The 18,090-nt window shown below is 72.4% G+C and carries 20 protein-coding genes; 10 read left to right on the forward strand and 10 right to left on the reverse strand.

Annotation, left to right across the window (positions count from 1 at the left end; translation table 11 throughout):
• Positions 1-120: 120 nt before the first annotated feature.
• On the reverse strand, positions 121-831 hold the full coding sequence (locus AB0J80_RS36535) for a DNA-directed RNA polymerase II (RefSeq protein ID WP_364714188.1): 711 nt from the start codon (positions 829-831) through the stop codon (positions 121-123).
• A 99-nt stretch (positions 832-930) separates the two neighbouring features.
• Between AB0J80_RS36535 and AB0J80_RS36540 the strand changes: the two genes are divergently transcribed.
• Together AB0J80_RS36540 and AB0J80_RS36545 are read left to right on the forward strand one after the other, a co-directional pair.
• Positions 931-2,169: a GNAT family N-acetyltransferase gene (locus AB0J80_RS36540; RefSeq protein WP_364714189.1), complete on the forward strand. Its 1,239-nt coding sequence runs from the start codon at positions 931-933 to the stop codon at positions 2,167-2,169.
• Between the two features lie 326 nt (positions 2,170-2,495).
• Positions 2,496-2,792 (forward strand): hypothetical protein, encoded by a 297-nt coding sequence (locus AB0J80_RS36545; RefSeq protein ID WP_364714250.1) that lies wholly within the window; start codon positions 2,496-2,498, stop codon positions 2,790-2,792.
• A 7-nt stretch (positions 2,793-2,799) separates the two neighbouring features.
• Here the strand turns inward: AB0J80_RS36545 and AB0J80_RS36550 are convergent, their stop codons facing one another.
• The 4 genes from AB0J80_RS36550 to AB0J80_RS36565 all read right to left on the reverse strand — a co-directional run bounded on the left by AB0J80_RS36550 (position 2,800) and on the right by AB0J80_RS36565 (position 5,711).
• Positions 2,800-3,273 (reverse strand): ribose-5-phosphate isomerase, encoded by a 474-nt coding sequence (locus AB0J80_RS36550; protein ID WP_364714190.1) that lies wholly within the window; start codon positions 3,271-3,273, stop codon positions 2,800-2,802.
• Between the two features lie 23 nt (positions 3,274-3,296).
• On the reverse strand, positions 3,297-4,214 hold the full coding sequence (locus AB0J80_RS36555; protein ID WP_364714192.1) for an alpha/beta hydrolase: 918 nt from the start codon (positions 4,212-4,214) through the stop codon (positions 3,297-3,299).
• Between the two features lie 2 nt (positions 4,215-4,216).
• Complete coding sequence (locus tag AB0J80_RS36560; RefSeq protein WP_364714194.1) at positions 4,217-5,407, reverse strand: DUF1015 family protein; 1,191 nt, start codon at positions 5,405-5,407, stop codon at positions 4,217-4,219.
• Between the two features lie 61 nt (positions 5,408-5,468).
• Complete coding sequence (locus AB0J80_RS36565; protein WP_364714195.1) at positions 5,469-5,711, reverse strand: hypothetical protein; 243 nt, start codon at positions 5,709-5,711, stop codon at positions 5,469-5,471.
• A gap of 184 nt (positions 5,712-5,895) precedes the next feature.
• On the opposite strand from AB0J80_RS36565, the gene pepN reads away from it, so the two are divergent.
• Positions 5,896-8,451 (forward strand): aminopeptidase N, encoded by a 2,556-nt coding sequence (pepN, locus tag AB0J80_RS36570; RefSeq protein ID WP_364714196.1) that lies wholly within the window; start codon positions 5,896-5,898, stop codon positions 8,449-8,451.
• A gap of 83 nt (positions 8,452-8,534) precedes the next feature.
• The gene (locus AB0J80_RS36575) at positions 8,535-9,137 is read left to right on the forward strand and encodes a Uma2 family endonuclease (protein ID WP_364714198.1); all 603 of its coding nucleotides are present in this window, start codon (positions 8,535-8,537) and stop codon (positions 9,135-9,137) included.
• Positions 9,138-9,141: 4 nt separating this feature from the next.
• On the opposite strand, the gene AB0J80_RS36580 is transcribed toward AB0J80_RS36575, so the two are convergent.
• Positions 9,142-9,525 (reverse strand): DUF5130 family protein, encoded by a 384-nt coding sequence (locus AB0J80_RS36580; RefSeq protein WP_364714251.1) that lies wholly within the window; start codon positions 9,523-9,525, stop codon positions 9,142-9,144.
• 91 nt (positions 9,526-9,616) lie between these two features.
• The gene (locus AB0J80_RS36585) at positions 9,617-9,922 is read right to left on the reverse strand and encodes a hypothetical protein (protein WP_364714200.1); all 306 of its coding nucleotides are present in this window, start codon (positions 9,920-9,922) and stop codon (positions 9,617-9,619) included.
• A gap of 223 nt (positions 9,923-10,145) precedes the next feature.
• Here AB0J80_RS36585 and AB0J80_RS36590 point away from each other — a divergent pair, with 223 nt between their 5' ends.
• Both AB0J80_RS36590 and AB0J80_RS36595 read left to right on the forward strand, forming a co-directional pair.
• Positions 10,146-10,634, forward strand: coding sequence for a hypothetical protein (locus AB0J80_RS36590; RefSeq protein ID WP_364714201.1), 489 nt, complete (start codon positions 10,146-10,148; stop codon positions 10,632-10,634).
• Positions 10,635-10,884: 250 nt separating this feature from the next.
• Positions 10,885-11,493: a class F sortase gene (locus AB0J80_RS36595; RefSeq protein ID WP_364714203.1), complete on the forward strand. Its 609-nt coding sequence runs from the start codon at positions 10,885-10,887 to the stop codon at positions 11,491-11,493.
• A 4-nt stretch (positions 11,494-11,497) separates the two neighbouring features.
• Here AB0J80_RS36595 and AB0J80_RS36600 read toward each other — a convergent pair whose 3' ends face one another.
• Positions 11,498-12,040 carry an HNH endonuclease gene (locus AB0J80_RS36600; RefSeq protein WP_364714204.1) on the reverse strand — a complete coding sequence of 181 codons (543 nt, stop codon included), beginning with the start codon at positions 12,038-12,040 and terminating at the stop codon, positions 11,498-11,500.
• A 314-nt stretch (positions 12,041-12,354) separates the two neighbouring features.
• Between AB0J80_RS36600 and AB0J80_RS36605 the strand changes: the two genes are divergently transcribed.
• From AB0J80_RS36605 to AB0J80_RS36620, 4 genes are all read left to right on the forward strand, one after another.
• On the forward strand, positions 12,355-13,344 hold the full coding sequence (locus AB0J80_RS36605; protein ID WP_364714253.1) for a mechanosensitive ion channel family protein: 990 nt from the start codon (positions 12,355-12,357) through the stop codon (positions 13,342-13,344).
• Between the two features lie 221 nt (positions 13,345-13,565).
• Positions 13,566-14,957, forward strand: a complete 1,392-nt coding sequence (locus AB0J80_RS36610; protein WP_364714206.1) for an MFS transporter — start codon at positions 13,566-13,568, stop codon at positions 14,955-14,957.
• Positions 14,954-15,343 (forward strand): globin, encoded by a 390-nt coding sequence (locus AB0J80_RS36615; protein ID WP_364714208.1) that lies wholly within the window; start codon positions 14,954-14,956, stop codon positions 15,341-15,343. Before AB0J80_RS36610 ends, AB0J80_RS36615 begins: the two co-directional genes overlap by 4 nt.
• A 56-nt stretch (positions 15,344-15,399) precedes the next feature.
• Positions 15,400-16,659 carry a PKD domain containing protein gene (locus tag AB0J80_RS36620; protein WP_364714210.1) on the forward strand — a complete coding sequence of 420 codons (1,260 nt, stop codon included), beginning with the start codon at positions 15,400-15,402 and terminating at the stop codon, positions 16,657-16,659.
• Positions 16,660-16,717: 58 nt separating this feature from the next.
• Here AB0J80_RS36620 and AB0J80_RS36625 read toward each other — a convergent pair whose 3' ends face one another.
• Together AB0J80_RS36625 and AB0J80_RS36630 are read right to left on the reverse strand one after the other, a co-directional pair.
• Positions 16,718-17,299, reverse strand: coding sequence for a YbjN domain-containing protein (locus AB0J80_RS36625; RefSeq protein WP_364714212.1), 582 nt, complete (start codon positions 17,297-17,299; stop codon positions 16,718-16,720).
• Positions 17,300-17,428: 129 nt separating this feature from the next.
• The gene (locus AB0J80_RS36630) at positions 17,429-18,088 is read right to left on the reverse strand and encodes a hypothetical protein (RefSeq protein WP_364714213.1); all 660 of its coding nucleotides are present in this window, start codon (positions 18,086-18,088) and stop codon (positions 17,429-17,431) included.
• Between the last annotated feature and the right edge of the window lie 2 nt (positions 18,089-18,090).

Raw genomic sequence — 18,090 nt, forward strand, 5'->3', positions numbered from 1 at the left:
AGGTCAAGGCCGACGCCGCCGCCGCCAAGGCCGACAAGGCCCAGGAGAAGGCCGACGCCGCCGCCGCCAAGGCCGCCGCGAAAGCCGCCAAGTAAGGAGACCGGGTAAGCAGGACCGCGGTCAGCGGAAGAGGTCGACGACCCAGCTGACCGCGGTCATCACCCATTCGGTCTGGCGCAGGTGCGCGATACCGACGCCGGCCAGGAACAGGCCGGCGACGACGTGCGAGCCCTTGGCGGTACGCCGTTCCCGGCCGAGCTGCCGCTCCAGGACCAGCCGGCCCACCAGCCGCGACAGGGCGAAGACACCGCCGGCCACCACCACCGACACGATGAACACGATGATCGGGGTGGTCAGGCTGCCGTCGGACGAGATCGCCCAGATGCCCCAGCAGACGAACGCGAAGAGCAGGCCGGCGAAGCTCCACTCGCCGCCGCGCCGCAGCTGAGCGATGTGCCAGCTCAGCGGGTGACGCTGGGTGGGCGGTGCGGCGCCCGGCCAGCCGGTGCCGGTGGGTTCGTGCTCGGCCGTGAAGCCCTGCGGCTGGGGGCGGGGGTTGACCGCGGCCCGGCCGCTGGAGAACGGCGACGGCGGCGGTGCCGGCCGGGCCTGACCGGCGTCGCCCGGGTGAGCGGCGCGGGTCGGATCCACGGCGCCCTGCCGGCGGGTCGGGTCGTACTGCGGTGCGGGCGCGGCGCCGTACTGGCGGGTGGGATCGTGCGGCGGAGCTGTCCCGGGGCGCGTCGGCATGTCCGTCGTCGGCGGATCGGCCCAGGGATCCTGTGGCGGCATGTCGAGCGTCCGCTCGGGCCACTGCGGTTGCTCTGGCATCGTTACCCTCCCCCGGAACGGCCGGTCGCCGCCCTGCATCGAGAGTAGCGAGCCGACAAATAGCTCGCCGTCGCGCGCGCCGTCCGTTACACAAACAGGATGGACGGCACCGGAACACCGATCAGGGTCGGCACGGCGGAGGACTGGGACGCCATCTCCGACCTGCTGGGCAGCGTCTTCCACCACACGATGTCGGCGGAGGAACGCGAGGTGGAGGGCTCGGTGTTCGAGCCCGAAAGGTCACTGGTCGCCGACGACTCGGGCACCGTGGTCGGCCACGCGGCGGCGTACACGAGGGATCTGACCGTGCCCGGTGCGGTGATCCCGGCCGCGCACGTGACGCTGGTCGGCGTTCTGCCGACCCACCGCCGGCGCGGGCTGCTCACCCGGATGATGCACCGGCAGCTGCGCGAGATCGCGGCGGCCGGACGGGAACCGGTCGCGGTCCTCTGGGCGAGCGAGACGAAGATCTATCCGCGGTTCGGGTACGGCCACGCCGCCCCACGGCTGCGGATGACGGTCGCGACCCGCGAGGTGAGCCCGCCCGACGCGCCTGCGACCGGGGACAGCCGGCTGCGGCTCATCCGCCCGCTCGACGCGATCCCCGAGCTGAGCAAGGTGTACGAGCAGCTGCGCGCGACCCGTCCGGGCTGGTCGAGCCGCGACGAGCGGTGGTGGCGGTTCGTGCTGTCGGATATCGAGTCGCAGCGCGAGGGCGCGACCGCCCAGTACGGCGTCGTGCACGAGACCGCCGACGGGCCGACCGGCTACGCGATCTGGCGCACCAAGGGAAACTGGGACGACCGGGGTCCCGACGCGGAGGTACGCGTCCGGGAGGTCGTGGCCGCCGACCCGGTGGCGTACCGGGCGCTGTGGCGCTTCCTGCTCACCATCGACCTGGCCCGGACGGCGAGCGTGCACTTCGCGTCGCTGGACGAGCCCCTGCAGTACCTGGTCGACGAGCCACGCCGGCTCGGCACCGCGGTCGCGGACGGCCTGTGGATCCGCATCGTCGACCTTCCCCGCGCTCTCGCCGCCCGCAGCTACGCGGCTCCCGTCGACGTCGTGCTCGATGTGACCGATCCGCTGCTGACGGAGAACTCCGGCCGCTGGCGGCTGACCGCCGACGCGTCCGGTTCCGCGACGTGTACGCGTACCGAAGAACCCGCGGACCTGGCATGCACCGTGCTGGAGCTGGCGGCGGCCTATCTCGGCGCGGTGCCGCTCGCGGCGCTCGGAGCGGCCGGAACGGTCCGCGAGCTGACGCCGGACGCGGTGCGGAAGGCGTCGACCGCGTTCGGCTGGCACCGGATGCCGAACCCCACCGAGGTGTTCTAGGTGGGCGCGGCGGCGGTAGGTTCGGCGGCATGGGCGAAGAACCCGGACGCCGGCGCCGCCGCGTGCGTCCCTCCCACGCGGCCCCGGCCGCGACCCCCGCGGAAGCCGAACCGGCCGCCGACCCGGCCGGCGCGACCGTGACCGCCGCGGTGGCCGGGAAACCGCCCGAAGGAGCCGCCGCAGCCGAGGGACTGCCCGAGGCAGCCGCCGTGGCCGAGGGACTGCCCGAGGCGACCGCCCTGGCCGAGGGACTGCCCGGAGCGACCGCCGTGGCCGAGACCCCGCCGGTGCTCGATCCCGAGCCGGACAACCCGAAGCCGTCGGCGATGCGTCCGGGACCGGCCGGCGGCCGGACGCCCCGGCCCGCCGCCGCGCGACCGGCCCCCTCCGGCACGGGTGCCGCAGCCCGGCCCGCCGGCGCCCGCGCCGCGAGCGACGAGCCGGCCGAGCGGGGGCTGCGCGGCCTCGTCGGATCCGGCTCCTCGCAGGTGAGCGTCACCGCGGCGATGCGGGCCCGGGACGCCGCCCGCCCCTCGGATCAGCACCTGGCCGACGCCGACCGGAGCCTGCCGATCGTCCGCCGCAACTGGGTGCCTCGCGAGGATCTGCCGCGGGCCCGCTGAGCCGGCGTCAGGAGGACGGCAGCTCGGGCAGCTCGCGGGTGCGCTCGTAGTCGGCGAGCTGGCCGATGCGGCGGGCGTGCCGCTCGTTGCCGGAGAACGAGGTGGTCAGGAAGGCCTCGGCCATCGCCGTGGCCTCGTCGAGGGTGTGCTGGCGCGCTCCGATCGCCAGCACGTTGGAGTCGTTGTGCTGGCGGGCGAGCTGGGCGATCTCGACCTTCCAGGCCAGCGCCGAGCGGACCCCGGCGATCTTGTTGGCGGCGATCTGCTCGCCGTTGCCCGAGCCGCCGATGACGATGCCGAGGCTGCCCTCGTCGGCGACCACCTTCGCGCCCGTGTGCAGGCAGAAGGCCGGATAGTCGTCCTCGGGGTCGAAGACGTGCGGGCCGACGTCGACGACTTCGTACCCCTGCTTGGCGAGGTAGTTGACGAGGTGGCTCTTCAGCTCGTAGCCGGCGTGGTCGGAACCGAGGTAGACGCGCATGACCGCAGTCTGTCAAACGCCGTTCAGAACGTCAGCGCGGCCCGCAGGCTCACGGCTATCTGGTCGGCAGCGGCCCGGGCGGCGTCGAAGATCGCGAGCTTGCGGGCGAACCCGTGGTTGACGCCGGCGTAGCGGACGTGGACGACCGGCACCCCGGCCGTGAGCAGCGCGTCGGCATAGTCGGCGCCCTCGTCGCGCAGGACGTCGTACTCCGCGGTGATCAGCAGGGTGGGCGGCATGCCGGCGAGGTCCTCGGCAGCGAGCGGCGCGACGTCGGCGCTGAAGCGGTCGGCGGGCGACGGGACGAACGTCTCCCACGCCAGCTTCATCGAGGCGCGGTCCAGGCCGTACCCGCCGACCTCGTCGTACGACTCGGAGGCCGTCATGGGGTCGATCGCGGGGTAGATGAGCACCTGGTAGTCGAGCGGCGTGGCCGCGTCCCGCTGGCGGCGGGCGGCGACCGTGGCGAGCTGGCCGCCGGCGCTGTCCCCGCCGATCGCCAGCCGGGAGGGGTCGACGCCCAGGCCGGCACCCTCCTTGCGGACCCAGCGCAGCACGGTTTCCACGTCGTGCAGCGCGGCCGGGTACACGTGCTCGGGGGCGAGGCGGTAGTCGACGGACAGCACCGCGCAACCCGAGCGGTCGGCGATCCGGCGGCAGAGCCGGTCGACCGTCTCCACGCTGCCGTAGCACCAGCCGCCGCCGTGCACGTAGACGAGGACCGGGGCGCCGGTCCTGGCCGCGTACAGGCGGCAGGGCACGCCGTCGGCGTCCACGTCGACCACCACCGGCAGCGGGATGGCCGGGCCGCACTCGGCCTCGTTGGACTCCTCCATCGCCTGCCGGGCGTGCTGCAACCGCGCGTACGGATCCGCGGCCAGCAGCTCGGCAGGCGGGCGCCGCCGGATCGCCAGCGACGCCTCGACCTGTGGGTGCAGCACCGCTAGTCGAGCTGGGCGAGGACGAGGCCGCCGCGGGCCTTGGGGGTGAACCAGGTGCTCTTGCGGGGCAGCTTCCGGCGGGCCAGGTTGACGGCCACGAAGTCGTCGACGGTGACCGGGGCGATCAACACGGCCAGCTCGGCGCGGCCGGCGTCGACCTCGCCACGCAGCCACTCGGCCGGGTAGTCGCCGCCCACGTACGAGATCCGCTTGTCGCCCGGGTCGAGGCCGAGCGCGTCGCGCAGCAGCACCCGCTCGACGAGCGCGTGGTCGAGGTTGTCGACCACGGTGGCGTCCGCGGCCGGCGGCAGCACCACCGCGTACGACTTGCCCTGGGCGTACAGCTCGACGGTGCCCTTCTCCGGGATCGCCGCCGGGCGCGGCAGCTCCTCGACCCGCGCGCCGGCCGCGGTGAGCTGCTTGACCAGGTCCTCGGCCGGCAGTTCCGCGATGAGCCGGTTGTAGGGCTGGATCGCGACCGACGCGGGCGTGGTCACCACGGCGAGGAAGCGCGGAAGGCCGCCGGTCTGCGCGGCGAGGCTGCGGTGGTTGCCGTCGGCCACCACGAGCTCACCCCCGCCCGCCAGCGCGGTCAGCTCGTCCTGCAGCGGCCCCGGGGCCACGATCCAGATCGCGTGCGTGCGCCCGCTCTGGTCGACGTCGGTGGCGGCCGGCGCCCCGGCCGCGTCGGTCGCGGCGGCGAGAGCGGCGTGCAGCTCGTCACCCTTGCCGGTCTGCAGCAGCAGTACGGGTGAGAGCAGCGTCTTCAGAGCCTCGGCGAGCGCCACCCGCTCACGCACCTTGGCGATGAACACGTCCTCGTTGCGGATGACCAGCCCCGGCTCCTCGGCACTGGTGGAGATCTGGTCGGTGTCGACCATGGCCCACAGGCCGTACGCGGCCGGCTCGCCCGGGGCGCTGATCCGGTAGAGGACCACCACCTGCTCGGCGGGCGTGTAGCTGCCGTCCGCCTTCTCCTCGGCGAGCCGCTGGGCGGCGTCCGGCAGGCAGTCGAGGAACGACCTGCCCACCGACCCCGGCGCCCGGTGGGGCATCTCGATGGCCAGCGCGCTGTGCGGGTTCGCGGCGATGATCTCGGTGATCTCCGCGTCGTCCGCGAACTCGTCGTAGTTCTGCGCGCCGGTGCCGCCAGTGGTGATCCAGGCCCGGCTGATCGGGTGCACGACCGTCATGCCCGCGAACCTACCGAGCCGGTCCGGGCGGGGTGTGGGGACCCCGGGCCCGTCCCACCCTTCAGCTGCTGCGCCGGTGCCGCCCGTACGCGGGAACCGACGGCATGTTCGCCCGGAAGCGGGCCTCCCGGGCGCGGCGGCGGTCCTGCGCGCCGCTGATGGCCGTGGCCACCGGGAAGCTGGACACGGTGACGGGCGGTGCGACCATCGCGGCGACGTCGGCGGGCAGCGTGGGGCAGACGCTCTCCCAGGCGCCCCGGTGCACGGCGATGGTGCTCGTGGCGACGGTGTCGGTCTCGGCCATCGGAGCCTCCGGTCAGGGTGACGGTTCTCACCTTTACAACGACAGAAGAAGCTCGTACGTGATGACTTCGCGCAAATACCCCCGATCTTCCCGCGCTCCGAGAGCCCGCGAGCACCGCATAGGCTGGGCGTGGAAAGCTCGAGGCGGGGCGGCGTAGCCCCTGCCAGCGTGGAGGAGAGTGAACGTGGCCGGAGTTCGTAACCTGACCCAGGTGGAGGCCGCCGAACGGGCCCGCCTGCTCGAGGTGACGGGGTACGACATCGCCCTGGACCTGACCGACGGGGCCGGAAACCCGGGCGAGGGCACCTTCCGCACCGTCACCGAGGTCACGTTCCGCTGCGCCGAGCCGGGCGCCCAGACGTTCATCGAGGTCGCGGCCGCGGCCGTGCGCTCGGCCGAGCTCAACGGCACGCCCGTGGACATCTCCGGCTGGTCGGCGGAGAGCGGTCTCACGCTGACCGGGCTGGCCGCCGAGAACACTCTCGTCGTCGACGCCGACTTCTTCTTCTCCGCCAGCGGCCAGGGCCTGCAGCGCAGCCAGGACCCGGTGGACAAGGAGATCTACCTCTACAGCCAGTTCGAGACGGCGGACGCCCAGCGGGTCTACGCCGCGTTCGACCAGCCCGACCTCAAGAGCGTCTTCACCTGGCACGCCACCGTGCCGGGGCACTGGAAGGTCGTCTCCAACATGCCGGTGGACAGCACCGTCCCGGCCGAGGGGGGCGCCAAGACCGTGCACTTCGCGCAGTCGCCGCGGATGAGCACGTACATCACGGCGCTGTGCGCGGGGCCGTACCACGAGGTGCGCGACAGCCACGACGGCATCGAGCTGGGCGTGTTCTGCCGGGCCTCGATGGCGCAGTACCTCGACGCCGACGACCTGTTCCTCATCACCAAGCAGGGCTTCGACTTCTTCCACGAGCAGTTCGGGGTGCGCTACCCGCTGCCCAAGTACGACCAGCTCTGGGTGCCCGACTTCAACGCCGGCGCCATGGAGAACTTCGGCTGCGTCACGCACGCCGAGGCGCACTACATCTTCCGCTCGCAGGTCACCGACTACGAGTACGAGCAGCGCGCCAACACGATCCTGCACGAGCTGGCCCACATGTGGTTCGGCGACCTGGTGACCATGCGCTGGTGGAACGACCTGTGGCTGAACGAGTCGTTCGCGGAGTGGGCGAGCCACTGGTGCAACACCAACGCCACCCGCTTCACCGACGCGTGGTCGACGTTCCTGTCCGTGCGCAAGACGTGGGGCTACCGCCAGGACCAGCTCTCGTCGACGCACCCGGTCTACTGCGAGATGCCGGACCTCGAGGCGGTCGAGGTCAACTTCGACGGCATCACGTACGCGAAGGGCGCGAGCGTCATCAAGCAGCTCGTCGCGTACGTCGGGCTGGACTCGTTCCGGGCCGGGCTGCGGGCGTACTTCCAGCGGCACGCGTGGGGCAACGCCACGTTCGACGACCTGCTCACCGAGCTGGAGACCGCGTCCGGGCGGGAGCTGCGCAAGTTCGCCGCCCAGTGGCTGGAGACGGCACAGGTCAACACGCTGCGCCCGGTCGTCACGGTGGGCCCGGACGGCACGTACGAGAGCGTGGTCGTCAAGCAGGAGGCGCCCGCCACCTACCCGACGCTGCGCACCCACCGCATCGGGGTCGGCCTGTACGACGTCGACGGCGACCGGCTGGTGCGCCGCGACCGCCTCGAGATCGACGTGAGCGGCGAGGAGACGCCGATCCCGTCGCTGGCCGGGCAGCGTGCGGCGGACGTGCTCCTGGTCAACGACGACGACCTCACGTACGCCAAGCTGCGCCTCGACGAGCGCTCCATGGCCACGGTGGTCCGCCACATCGACGGTTTCGAGTCGTCGCTGCCGCGCGCGCTGTGCTGGGCGGCCGCCTGGGACATGGTCCGCGACGCCGAGCTGGCGGCCCGCGACTACGTGGCGCTGGTCAGCACCGGGCTGCCCGAGGAACGCGACATCAACCTCACCACGGCGACGCTGCGGCAGGCGGCGACCACCCTGACCATGTACGCCGACCCGCAGTGGGCCCCGACCGGCTGGGCGCAGCTCGCCGCCACGGCCCGCACGGCGCTGGCGGCGGCGGAGCCGGGCAGCGGCTTCCAGCTCGCCTGGGCGCGGGCGTACCTCGGCGCCGCCCGCAGCCCCGAGGAGCTGGCCGTGCTGCGCGGCTGGCTGGAGGGCCGCGACATCCCGGAGGGCCTGACCGTCGACACCGAGCTGCGTTGGTCGTTGCTGGAGGCGCTGGCCGCCCGGGGAGCGGCGACCGACGAGGAGATCGGCGCCGAGCTCGACGCGGACCGCACCGCCAGCGGTGAGCGGGAGGCCGCCCTGGCGCGGGCGTTGCTGCCGACGCCGGAGAACAAGGCCGCGGTCTGGGCGAAGCTCACCGGCGGCGAGAAGCTGCCGAACTGGCTCAACCGGTCGCTGCTGCAGGGCTTCCAGTCGTCGACGCAGGTGGAGCTCACCGCGCCGTACGCGCCGAAGTTCTTCGAGGTCGTCGACCACGTGTGGGCGCGCTCGGACAGCGAGCCGGCGCAGGAGTTCGTGATGCTGGCGTACCCGGCCTACCAGGTGAGCGAGGAGACCGTGGCGCTGACCGACGCCTGGCTCGCCGCGGAGGATCACTCCCCCTCGCTGCGCCGGCTGGTCGCCGAGGGACGTGACGGCGTGCTGCGCGCGCTGAAGGCCCGCGCGAAAGACGCCGCTGCCTGACCTTTTCCGCGGGTCGTGAGGATTCACCATCCTTGCGACCCGCGAAAAGTCAGGGCGAGGAAACCCACCGGAAACAACACTGCGTGAGTACGCTGGCACTCCGCGGTGATGGAGGTGGTGCGGTGGTGGTGATCGGGCACAGCTCGCCGGCGCGATGGGCCGCCCCCGAAGGGCCGTGGACGGAGCCGGACCTGCACCTGTTCCCGCAGGACGGCCACCGCTACGAGATCGTCGACGGCAGCCTGCACGTGACACCACCACTGGAGGAAGTGCACGAGGCGGTAGTCCGTGCGCTCGTCACGACGCTGCGCGCGGCGGCGCCGGACGGCTGGTGGGTGTGCGACCGCCTGGGCATCGAGCTGGGCGAGAGCAACCTCATCCCGGACGTGACCGTGCTGCGGCCCCGGTCATCGGGCGCCAGCTGGGCCGCTCCCGCGGACGTGGCCCTGGTCATCGAGGTGGAGAGCGACACCAGCCGGCGCTACGACCGGCTGCTCAAGCCCGCCCTCTACGCCGACGCAGGCATCGACGGCTACTGGCGTGTGGAGTCGATGCCGCAGCCGGTGGTGCACGTCTACGAGCTGGGGCCGGGCGGCTATCTCCCGGCACAGACGATCCAGGGCGCCGGCCCGGTGAAGGTCGACGCCCCGTTCCCGGTCCGGGTCTCCCCGGACTCCCTGCGCTAGCCGGTCAGTGCCGCCCGGCGTGGGAGGCCAGCTGGTCGAGGCCGGCGAGGACGCCGCCGGCGAGGTCTCCCCCGGCGAAGGCCGCCGCCATCGACAGCGCGGCCAGCTTGGCGTCGCGGTCGGAGATGCGCTTGCGGGCCTCCGCGCCGGTGACGATCTCGAGCAGCCGCTGGCCGGGCGAGATGGCGAGGAGCACCGCCTTGGCCGCGCCCTCGAGCTGCCGGTGCAGCGCCTCGGCGCTCTCCCGGGTGGGCTCGTCGAGCGGGCCGATGTAAACGCTGAAGGTCAGGCCGGTCTGCTGGTCGGCGACCCGCAGCGCCTCGTCGAGGCGCAGCAGCTGCCGGGTCGTGAACGGCCCGTCGAGCGCCGCGACGCCCGAGTCGGACATCGTCAGCTCGGGCCGCTCGGTCAGCGTCGGGCCGCCGGCGTGGTCGAGCGCCGTCAGGGGCTGCTCACCGCCGCTCACGATGGCCTGGTGCTCACCAACGGTCACTTGCGCCTCCTACCGGTCCGGGCCGCACCTGCCGGCCCGCGGAACCCTCGACGACGCCCGACTCCAGCGCGGGCGGCTGGGCGGTGCGGTCGGAGGTCTTGCCACCGAAAGCCGGGCTCACCTGCGCGGGTGACGCGAGGAACCAGATCGGCTTGAAGTCGTACGGCCGGCCGGGCCGGTAGCGGCGGTCGGGCCGGCCGTCGCGCCCACCGACGGCGACGAGGGCCGCCACCACGAGGATCACCGACAACGGGATGACCGCGTAGACCAGAATCGTGCTGAATATCGACAACCTCAACGCCCCCAGGCGTCATAAGGAACCGGGCCAAGTCACTGTGTTCCCAGTGATCCGAACGTCAATCACGGTAGCGGAGTGTGCGGCGCCACGGAGCGTCGGGTGTCAAGACCCACTACGTGGGATGTCCTGACCCACGCGAAATCGGCCCCGAGGTGCGAAAATCACCCTCACGCGCCGTCCGCGACGTTTCCGCCCCGGACGGCAGGAGGGGGAGGTCATGCGTCCATCCGTCCCGGCCGCGCTCGCGGCGCTGGCCCTGTCCCTGCCCGTGGTCCTGCTGCCGGACTCGCCCGCCCGGGCGGCCGCCGTGTTCCTCGAGATCAACCCGAGCACCGCCCGTGCCGGGGACGAGGTCGGCATCCGCGCCAGCTGCGACGACAACCTGACCGCCGCCAAGGTCACCGCCGAGCCCCTGAAGACCGTGACGGTCTCCCCGCGGTACGGCTTCCTCACCGCCACCGCGCGGGTCCCCGCCACGACCGCGCCCGGCGACTACCCCGTCCGCCTGACCTGTCCCGACGGCAAGATGGCCACCGCCACCCTGCACGTGGTCGTGAAGGTGGAACCGCAACGTGGCCCGGCCACCGGGGGCGGCGGAACCGCACCCGGCAGGTCGGCGCCGATGCTGATCGGCGGAGGCGGCGCGGCGGTGGCCGCCGGCATCGCCCTGGGCGTGGCGGCGCTGCGCCGCCGCCGTCCGAGCTGAGGCGCGGGTGTCGCGCGCGGTACGGCCGAGCCCGGCCGTTCCCGGTTCCCCCATGCCCGAGTCGGTGCTGCGCCGCCGGCCGGCCGAGATCGTGACGCACACCGTCGAGCCGGCACCCGCTTCTCGCGAGGAGGCAGCCGCAGCGTCCGGGCCGGCGGTCACGCCACCGCACGCCCCGTCACGTGCGCTGTTGCGCTCGCCGCGACGCCGACGCCTTCCCCCTCCGCCGCCCGTGCGGGGGCGCCGCGTCATGCCACTGGGCCTCATGGCCGTCGCCCTCGTCTTCCTCGGACTGTTCACCGTGGGCGCCGGGGTGGGGGCGGCGACGGGCTTCGACCTCCGCGACATCTTCCGCGGGCCGGACAAGCCGCCGCCCCGCGACTTCCCGGTGCTGGACCCGAGCCGGCCGCAGCGCCTGAGCATCCCGGCGATCAAGGTGGAGGCGCCGATCCTCATGGTCGGGCTGGCGCGCGACGGGTCGGTGGCCGTACCGCCGCTGAACCGGCACAACGAGGCCGGCTGGTTCCGCGAGGGTCCGACGCCTGGGCAGTTCGGGCCGGCGCTCATCGTGGGGCACGCCGACACCCGTACGGGTCCCTCGGTCTTCCACCGGCTGCACGAGCTGAGGCCCGGGCAGCGGATCGAGGTCCTCCGGGAGGACGACGAGACGGCCGTCTTCCAGGTGAACTCGGTGGAGCGGTACGGCAAGGAGAAGCTGCCGGTCCAACGCGTCTACGGCGACTACAGCAGACCGTCGCTGCGCCTGGTGACCTGTGGTGGCACGTGGCTCGGCGGCACCCGGGGCTACTCCGACAACGTGGTCGTCTTCGCCTCGCTGATCGGCACGAAGCGGCGCTAGCGACTCAGGCCGCTTCGGCGTCGACCGGGGTGGGAAGGTCGAGCCAGTCGGCCCAGCGCGGGTCGGGGGTGCGATGGCCGAGCACCCGCCACGCCACTCCGCGGGGGGCCTGCGGTGCCGCGTGCAGCCGCCAGCCCAGCTCCGCGGGGGTCTTGTCGCCCTTGCTGTGGTTGCACTTCGCGCAGGCCGCGACCACGTTCTCCCACGCGTGGAGGCCGCCCCGGCTGCGGGGGAAGACGTGGTCGATCGTCTCGGCGGAGCCGCGGCAATACGCGCACCGGCCGCCGTCGCGGGCGAAGATGGCGCGACGCGAGAGCCCGACATGGGTCCTGTAGGGCACCTTCACATACCGGGTGAGGCGGACGACGGAGGGCACCGGGAGAGCGTGGTGTGCGCTGTGCAGGATGCCGTCGCCGTCGGAGACGCATTCCGCCTTGGCGGTCAGCACGAGGATGGTAGCTCGACGCACCGATACGACGCACAGCGGCTCGTAGGTAGCGTTCAGAACCAACGCGGAAGAGCCCACTGTGGGTCGTATGTCAGGCATCGCGATCACCCTTCGGTGTAGGTGCTTGTAACCGCTCCCGATGTGCTTGTCGTCGCATGCGAGGTCCGCCGAGGGCCGCCGACTGCCGACCCTCGTGCGCCAATAGTCCCTGATGAATGACGAATTGGCGAGCACAATCTGTGGCCGCGACGTAAACGTCTGAGGTCTCGTGGGAGGATGTCCGGTTCCCGGCCGAGGTCGGACGGCCGGTACGGTGAGGACCCGTGATCTGGCAAGGACCTACCAACCCGCCTCCGTCCACCGGCGTGATCGTCGATACGACGCCGCTGTCCGAGCGCTGCAAGTCGGACGTGCTGTGCAAGTGGATCTCCGACAACACCCACAATGAGTGGCTGGCCAACAGCAGCTACTTGTTCATCGTGAAGCCGGTGCGGATCCTGGCGATCATCCTCGTCGCCCTGTTGGTCCGCTGGCTGCTGCACCGGGCGATCCGGCGGCTGACCACGTCCACCTCACGGGCCGAGATGCCGGCGCTGCTGAAGCCGTTGCGCGAACGCGCGGCCAAGCAGCCGGAGGCCGCGGAGAACCAGTTCATTCCCGAACGCCGCCGCCAGCGGGCCGAGGCGATCGGCTCGGTGCTGCGCAGCTTCGTGACCGCGGTGATCGCCACGATGGCCGCCCTGCTGGTGATGGGCGAGCTCGGCTTCAACCTGGCCCCGCTGCTGGCCAGCGCCGGCATCGTGGGCGTCGCGCTCGGCTTCGGCGCGCAGAGCCTCGTCAAGGACCTCATCGCGGGCCTGTTCATGCTCCTGGAGGACCAGTACGGCGTCGGCGACTCGGTGGACCTCGGCGACGCCGTCGGGGTGGTGGAGACGGTCGGGCTGCGCGTCACGACCGTCCGCGACATGCGAGGCGTGCTCTGGTACATCCGCAACGGCGAGGTCGTCCGGGTCGGCAACAAGAGCCAGGGCTGGGCGATGGTGGTCATCGACATCCCGATCGGCTTCGTGAACTCCGAGGAGGCGTCCGCGGTGCTCCGCGAGGCGGCGCTGGCGCTGGCGGACGAGCCCGAGCACGCGACCGAGTTCCTCGAGCCGCCGGACGTGGTGGGTGTGGAGCAGCTGACGGTGGACGGCGCGGTGATCCGCACGATCGCCAAGACCACGGCGGACGGTCAGCCCATCGTCCAACGTGAACTGCGCCGCCGGCTCACCGAGGCCCTGGAGAGCTCCGGGATCTCCGAGCGGATCGCCGTTTCACGCATGCTGCCGCGTTCCGCCGTACCGCCGGTCTTCCCGGGCTCGCCGCAGGATTCGTCGGGTACCCCCGGAGGCGCTACCTGACCTGCTGATACGGCATGGCGGGGATGTCCACCCTCGACCGAATGGCCGACATTCCCCCCGTACGCCCTAGCCACGGCTCGACCGATCGGGCAGAATCCTGCAAGGAGCATCTGCACATGCAGCGTCACGTACGCGAGGCCGGAAACCACCCTGGTCGCCCGCGTCCGTGACCGACCGCCGTCGGCGATCCCGCCGGCCGTCGCGATCGATGGAGGGCCCTGGTGTCCGACGACCGACCCGCTGCGCAGCCCGGCGAGCAAGCCGGCGGCGCGACGGAGCCGGACCGCCCGGTGACCTTCCACGACGTCTTCGCGGTCCGCGAGTATCGCGCGCTGTACTTCTCGTTGATCGTCAACTGGGGCGGCGACTATCTCGCCCGGGCGGCGATCATCACGCTCGTCTACCAGCAGAGCGAGTCGGTGCTGCTGTCGGCCGCCTCCTTCGCGGTGAGCTATCTGCCGTGGATCCTCGGCGGACCGGTGCTGGCGGCGGTCGCCGAGCGGTACCCGTACCGGAGGGTCCTGATCATCTCGGACCTGGCGCGCGCCGTGCCGATCGCGTTGATCGCGCTCCCGGACCTGCCCGTCCCCGTGATCTTCGTGCTGCTGTTCGTGACGATGCTCGGCGCTCCGCCCACGCAGGCCGCGCGGTCCGCGCTCATCCCGCTGATCGTCGACCGCCGGCAACTCGTCACCGTGCTGGCCGTCAACTCCTCGACGGCACAGGCGGCCCAGGTCTTCGGATACTTCGCCGGCGCCACCCTGGCCGTCGCCGTGGACGCCCGCCTCGGGCTGCTGCTGGACGCGTTCTCGTTCGTGGCCTCGGCCGGCATCATCGCGGCCGGGATCCGGCCCCGGCCGGCCGTGGCGAGGGCCACCGAGCGGCGTCACCTGCTGCGCGAGACGAGCGAGGGTTACCGGCTGGTCTTCGGCACTCCGCTGCTGCGGTCGATCGCCCTGATGGTCTTCGCCGTCACGACGTTCACGATCCTGCCGGAGGGCCTCGCGGCGGGCTGGGCGGCGCTGTTCCACGAGGACCCGGCGGCGCGGGGCTTCGACCAGGGCATGATCATGGCCGCCGGGCCGATCGGGTTCATCGCCGGCGGCCTCCTCGTCGGCCGGCTGGTGTCGCCCTCCCGCAAGGTGCACCTGGTGAGGCCGTCCGCCATCCTGATGCCGCTGGCGCTGGCGCTGACCCTGTGGGCGCCCAGCGCCGTCGTCGTGGCGGTCCTGGTGATGATCTCCGGCGTGGCCCAGGGCGTGCTCATGCCCACGCTCAACGGCGTGTTCGTGCTCGCCCTGCCCCACGGCTACCGGGCCCGTGCGTTCGGCGTGATGCAGGGCGGCATGCAGCTCATCCAGGGCGCCGCCGTGCTGATCTCCGGCGCGATCGCCCAGCACTCGTCGATCCCGCGGGTCATGGGCCTGTGGAGCCTGGGCGGGCTGATCATCATGGCGACGCTGGCCGCCCGCTGGCCCGACCGGGCGGCCGCGGCGACTCCGCCCGGGACGAAGCACGCTCCGCCGAAGGACGACCAGCGTCCCGACGGGACCGCAATGCGCATCACACCCGCCCCGGCACGCCGCACCGCTGCTGGCAGACTGGACGCGTGAGCGAGGTCAGCTTCTTCGAGGCGGTCGGTGGCGAGCCCACCTTCCGCCGGCTCGTCGACCGGTTCTACGAGGGCGTCGCCAAGGATCCGCTGCTGCGCCCGATGTATCCCGAGGAGGACCTCGGACCGGCTGCCGAGCGGCTGACGCTGTTCCTGATGCAGTACTGGGGCGGCCCGAACACCTACTCCGCCAGCCGCGGCCACCCCCGCCTGCGGATGCGGCACGCGCCGTACCGGGTCGGCGCCGAGGAACGCGACGCCTGGCTGCTGCACATGCGCGAGGCCGTCGACTCGCTCGGCCTGCCCGAGCCGCAGCGCACGGCCCTCTGGGACTACCTCGAGCGGGCCGCCTACTTCATGGTCAACACCATGGACGCGCATCCCTGAGGCCGCGCCGCTCGTTGATCGGGTTGACTCCGTCCCGATCCCAGGAGCTGCCACCGATGCGACGCCGCCTGTTCGCCGCTGCCGCGCTGTCCTGCGCCACCCTGCTGGGCGCGATGCCCGCGGCTGCCGACCTCGCCCACCCCGCGGTGGTGTCGGCCAACCCGGTCGACAACACCCCGCACGTCCTGGACGGCACGGTGTGGGCCCTCGCCGTCGTCGGCGACACGGTGGTGGTCGGCGGCAGCTTCACCAAGGTCCAGGACAGCACCCGCAAGCTGACCTACGACCGGAAGAACGTCTTCGCGTACGGGCTCCGTGACGGCATCGTGCGCCCCTTCGCCCCGCAGGTGGACGCGGCGGTCTACGCACTCGCGGCGGGCGCGGACAACTCCGTCTACCTGGGCGGCGCCTTCAAGACCGTCAACCAGGCCGCCCAGCGCGGCGTCGCCCGGGTATCGGTCAGCGACGGCGCGCGCGTGCCCGGCTTCGCAGCGAAGATCAACTGGGGCGACGTGCGGGTGCTGTCCGCCCAGGGCAGCCGGCTCTACCTCGGCGGCACCTTCTCCGCGGTGAACGGCGTCGCCCGGGTCGGCCTGGCCCGCGTCCACACCAGCTCGGGCGCGGTCGACACCGGCTTCGACGCCAAGCTCTCGGCACCGGGGCTGAGCCGCACCCGGGTGGAGCACCTCGACCTCTCCCCGGACGGCAAGCGCCTGGTCATCGTCGGGGCGCTGCTCAAGGTCGGATCGGTCAGCCGTACGCAGATCGCGCTGTTCGACACCTCGGGCACCCGGGCGACGGTCCTGAGCTGGTACACCGACGCGTACCAGGCGGAGTGCATGAAGGGCTTCGACACGTACCTGCGGCAGGTGAAGTTCTCGCCCGACGGCCGCTACTTCGTGGTCGTGTCGACCGGCCGTGCGTCCTCCCCCACCAAGCTCTGCGACTCGGCGGCCCGCTTCGAGACGGCCGGCGGCGGCAAGCACAACCCGACGTGGGTCCAGCGCACCGGCGGCGACTCGCTCTACGCGGTCGCCGTGACCGGCAGCGCGGTGTACGTGGGCGGTCACCAGCGCTACCTGGACAACCCGTTCGGCAGCGACGCCAAGGGCCCCGGCCCCGGCGCGGTGGCCCGGGTGGGCATCGGCGCGCTCAACCCCACGACGGGCCGCGCGCTGCCGTGGAACCCGAGCCTCAAGCGCAACGTGGGCGTCCGCGCGTTCCGAGCGGTCCCGGAGGGCCTGATCGTCGGCTGGGACACCGACCAGCTCGGCCGCGAGTACCACGGCCGCGTCGGTATGTTCCCGCTGTCCTGAAGAAGCCGAAAAGGAAGGCCGGGCCCGATGGGCCCGGCCTTTTCCGTTTCAGAGCTTTCTACAACAGAGCGCCTTCGTCGTGGAGCCAGTCGACGAACGAGGTCGCCACCGCGGCGCCGCAGTCGAGCATCTCCACCAGCAGGGCCTCGTGGGCTCCCGAGGCCAGGGGCACCTGCAGCTCCGCGTAGATCGGCAGCTGCCCGCGCTCGGTGGGGTCGCCGACGTACGCCTTGCAGAAGCGGCGGGTGTGGTTCCATTCGTTGACCACGCGGTAGGCGCGGTCGGCCCAGTCGGGCGGAACGGTAGCGTGCGGCCGGGCCCGCATCACCAGGATCTCGTCGTCCGGGCCCTCGAGCGTGAACAGCACCGCGTGCCGTTCCCACATCGCCAGCAGGCTGCCGCCGCCGTCGGCGAGGAACCGGATGTCGAGCAGGTCGAGGGCCTTGCCGATCCGGGTCAGGTCGACCGGGGCGACCTGTTCGGGCTCATCGATCTGCAGATCGGCGGAGGACATCGCCGAGCGCTCGGGTTCCCGCTGCGCCGGCACGCCGACGCGGACGCCGCGCTGCAGCGCGACCTCACCACCGCTCTCGGGTTCGTTGTCTCCGGACGATCCGGGACGCCATGACCACCACGGCATCGTTGTGCACCTCACTCCCCAGCAGGTCAGCCGCCGGACGTAGCGGAAGACCCGGGGGCGACGGTACCCGTACAGGTCGCGGAGGTCATCCCCTCAAAGGGAGGGCGCGACCGGACAACCGATGCAGCATCACCCTTTCGGGTGAACCCCTATAGGCATAACGGTCAATTCCTGGACCGGCTGTAGCCACGCGACTCCATATGGTGCGGAAAGACCCACCCATCGTCCCGCTACGCACACGCGCGCTGCCGGACCGTCCACATCGGCCGAACCGAGGAAGCCCATCCGCGAGACCGCCTGAACGAGCCGCTGCGGGACCGCGACCGGGTCACCGTGAGGCGGCGTGACGACCATGGCGACGTGATCCAGAAGCGCGTCGCGCACCGCCCGCTGGCCTACCGCCCGGCCACCCAGGCCGCCGGAGGTCACCTCGCGCAGGGTGCCCGCCGCGGCGGCCGCCAGCCGGCCGAGCTCGGCGGTCGCCACCGACTCGACGGCCCGGACACCGGCGGGCGGCAGCGGCCAGCGCCACTCGGCGTCCCGGCGACCGGGCAGCTCTTCGCCGCCGGCCGACAGCACCGCGAGCAGATCGCCGGCGGAGACCGTGGCGTCACCCGGGCCGGGCCCCTCGACCTCCCGGGTCACCAGCACACCCCAGGGCAGACGGGCCCAGAGCGCGGTGCGCCCGCGGCCCGACCGCAACCGGACCGGCAGCGAGCGGTCCAGGCGGGCCAGCCGGGCCAGGAACGGCCCGGCATCCCTGACCCCGCGTATGCCGTGGTCACCCATGG

It is taken from the genome of Actinoplanes sp. NPDC049548 (assembly GCF_040676695.1).
GTDB lineage: Bacteria > Actinomycetota > Actinomycetes > Mycobacteriales > Micromonosporaceae > Actinoplanes.

Coding starts and splice junctions, on each gene's coding strand:
- AB0J80_RS36535 (WP_364714188.1), bottom strand. CDS start 831: ATGCCAGAGCAACCGCAGTGGCCCGAGCGGACGCTCGACATGCCGCCA.
- AB0J80_RS36540 (WP_364714189.1), top strand. CDS start 931: ATGGACGGCACCGGAACACCGATCAGGGTCGGCACGGCGGAGGACTGG.
- AB0J80_RS36545 (WP_364714250.1), top strand. CDS start 2,496: ATGCGTCCGGGACCGGCCGGCGGCCGGACGCCCCGGCCCGCCGCCGCG.
- AB0J80_RS36550 (WP_364714190.1), bottom strand. CDS start 3,273: ATGCGCGTCTACCTCGGTTCCGACCACGCCGGCTACGAGCTGAAGAGC.
- AB0J80_RS36560 (WP_364714194.1), bottom strand. CDS start 5,407: ATGACGGTCGTGCACCCGATCAGCCGGGCCTGGATCACCACTGGCGGC.
- AB0J80_RS36565 (WP_364714195.1), bottom strand. CDS start 5,711: ATGGCCGAGACCGACACCGTCGCCACGAGCACCATCGCCGTGCACCGG.
- AB0J80_RS36580 (WP_364714251.1), bottom strand. CDS start 9,525: ATGTCCGACTCGGGCGTCGCGGCGCTCGACGGGCCGTTCACGACCCGG.
- AB0J80_RS36590 (WP_364714201.1), top strand. CDS start 10,146: ATGCGTCCATCCGTCCCGGCCGCGCTCGCGGCGCTGGCCCTGTCCCTG.
- AB0J80_RS36595 (WP_364714203.1), top strand. CDS start 10,885: ATGCCACTGGGCCTCATGGCCGTCGCCCTCGTCTTCCTCGGACTGTTC.
- AB0J80_RS36600 (WP_364714204.1), bottom strand. CDS start 12,040: ATGCCTGACATACGACCCACAGTGGGCTCTTCCGCGTTGGTTCTGAAC.
- AB0J80_RS36620 (WP_364714210.1), top strand. CDS start 15,400: ATGCGACGCCGCCTGTTCGCCGCTGCCGCGCTGTCCTGCGCCACCCTG.
- AB0J80_RS36625 (WP_364714212.1), bottom strand. CDS start 17,299: ATGCCGTGGTGGTCATGGCGTCCCGGATCGTCCGGAGACAACGAACCC.
- AB0J80_RS36630 (WP_364714213.1), bottom strand. CDS start 18,088: ATGGGTGACCACGGCATACGCGGGGTCAGGGATGCCGGGCCGTTCCTG.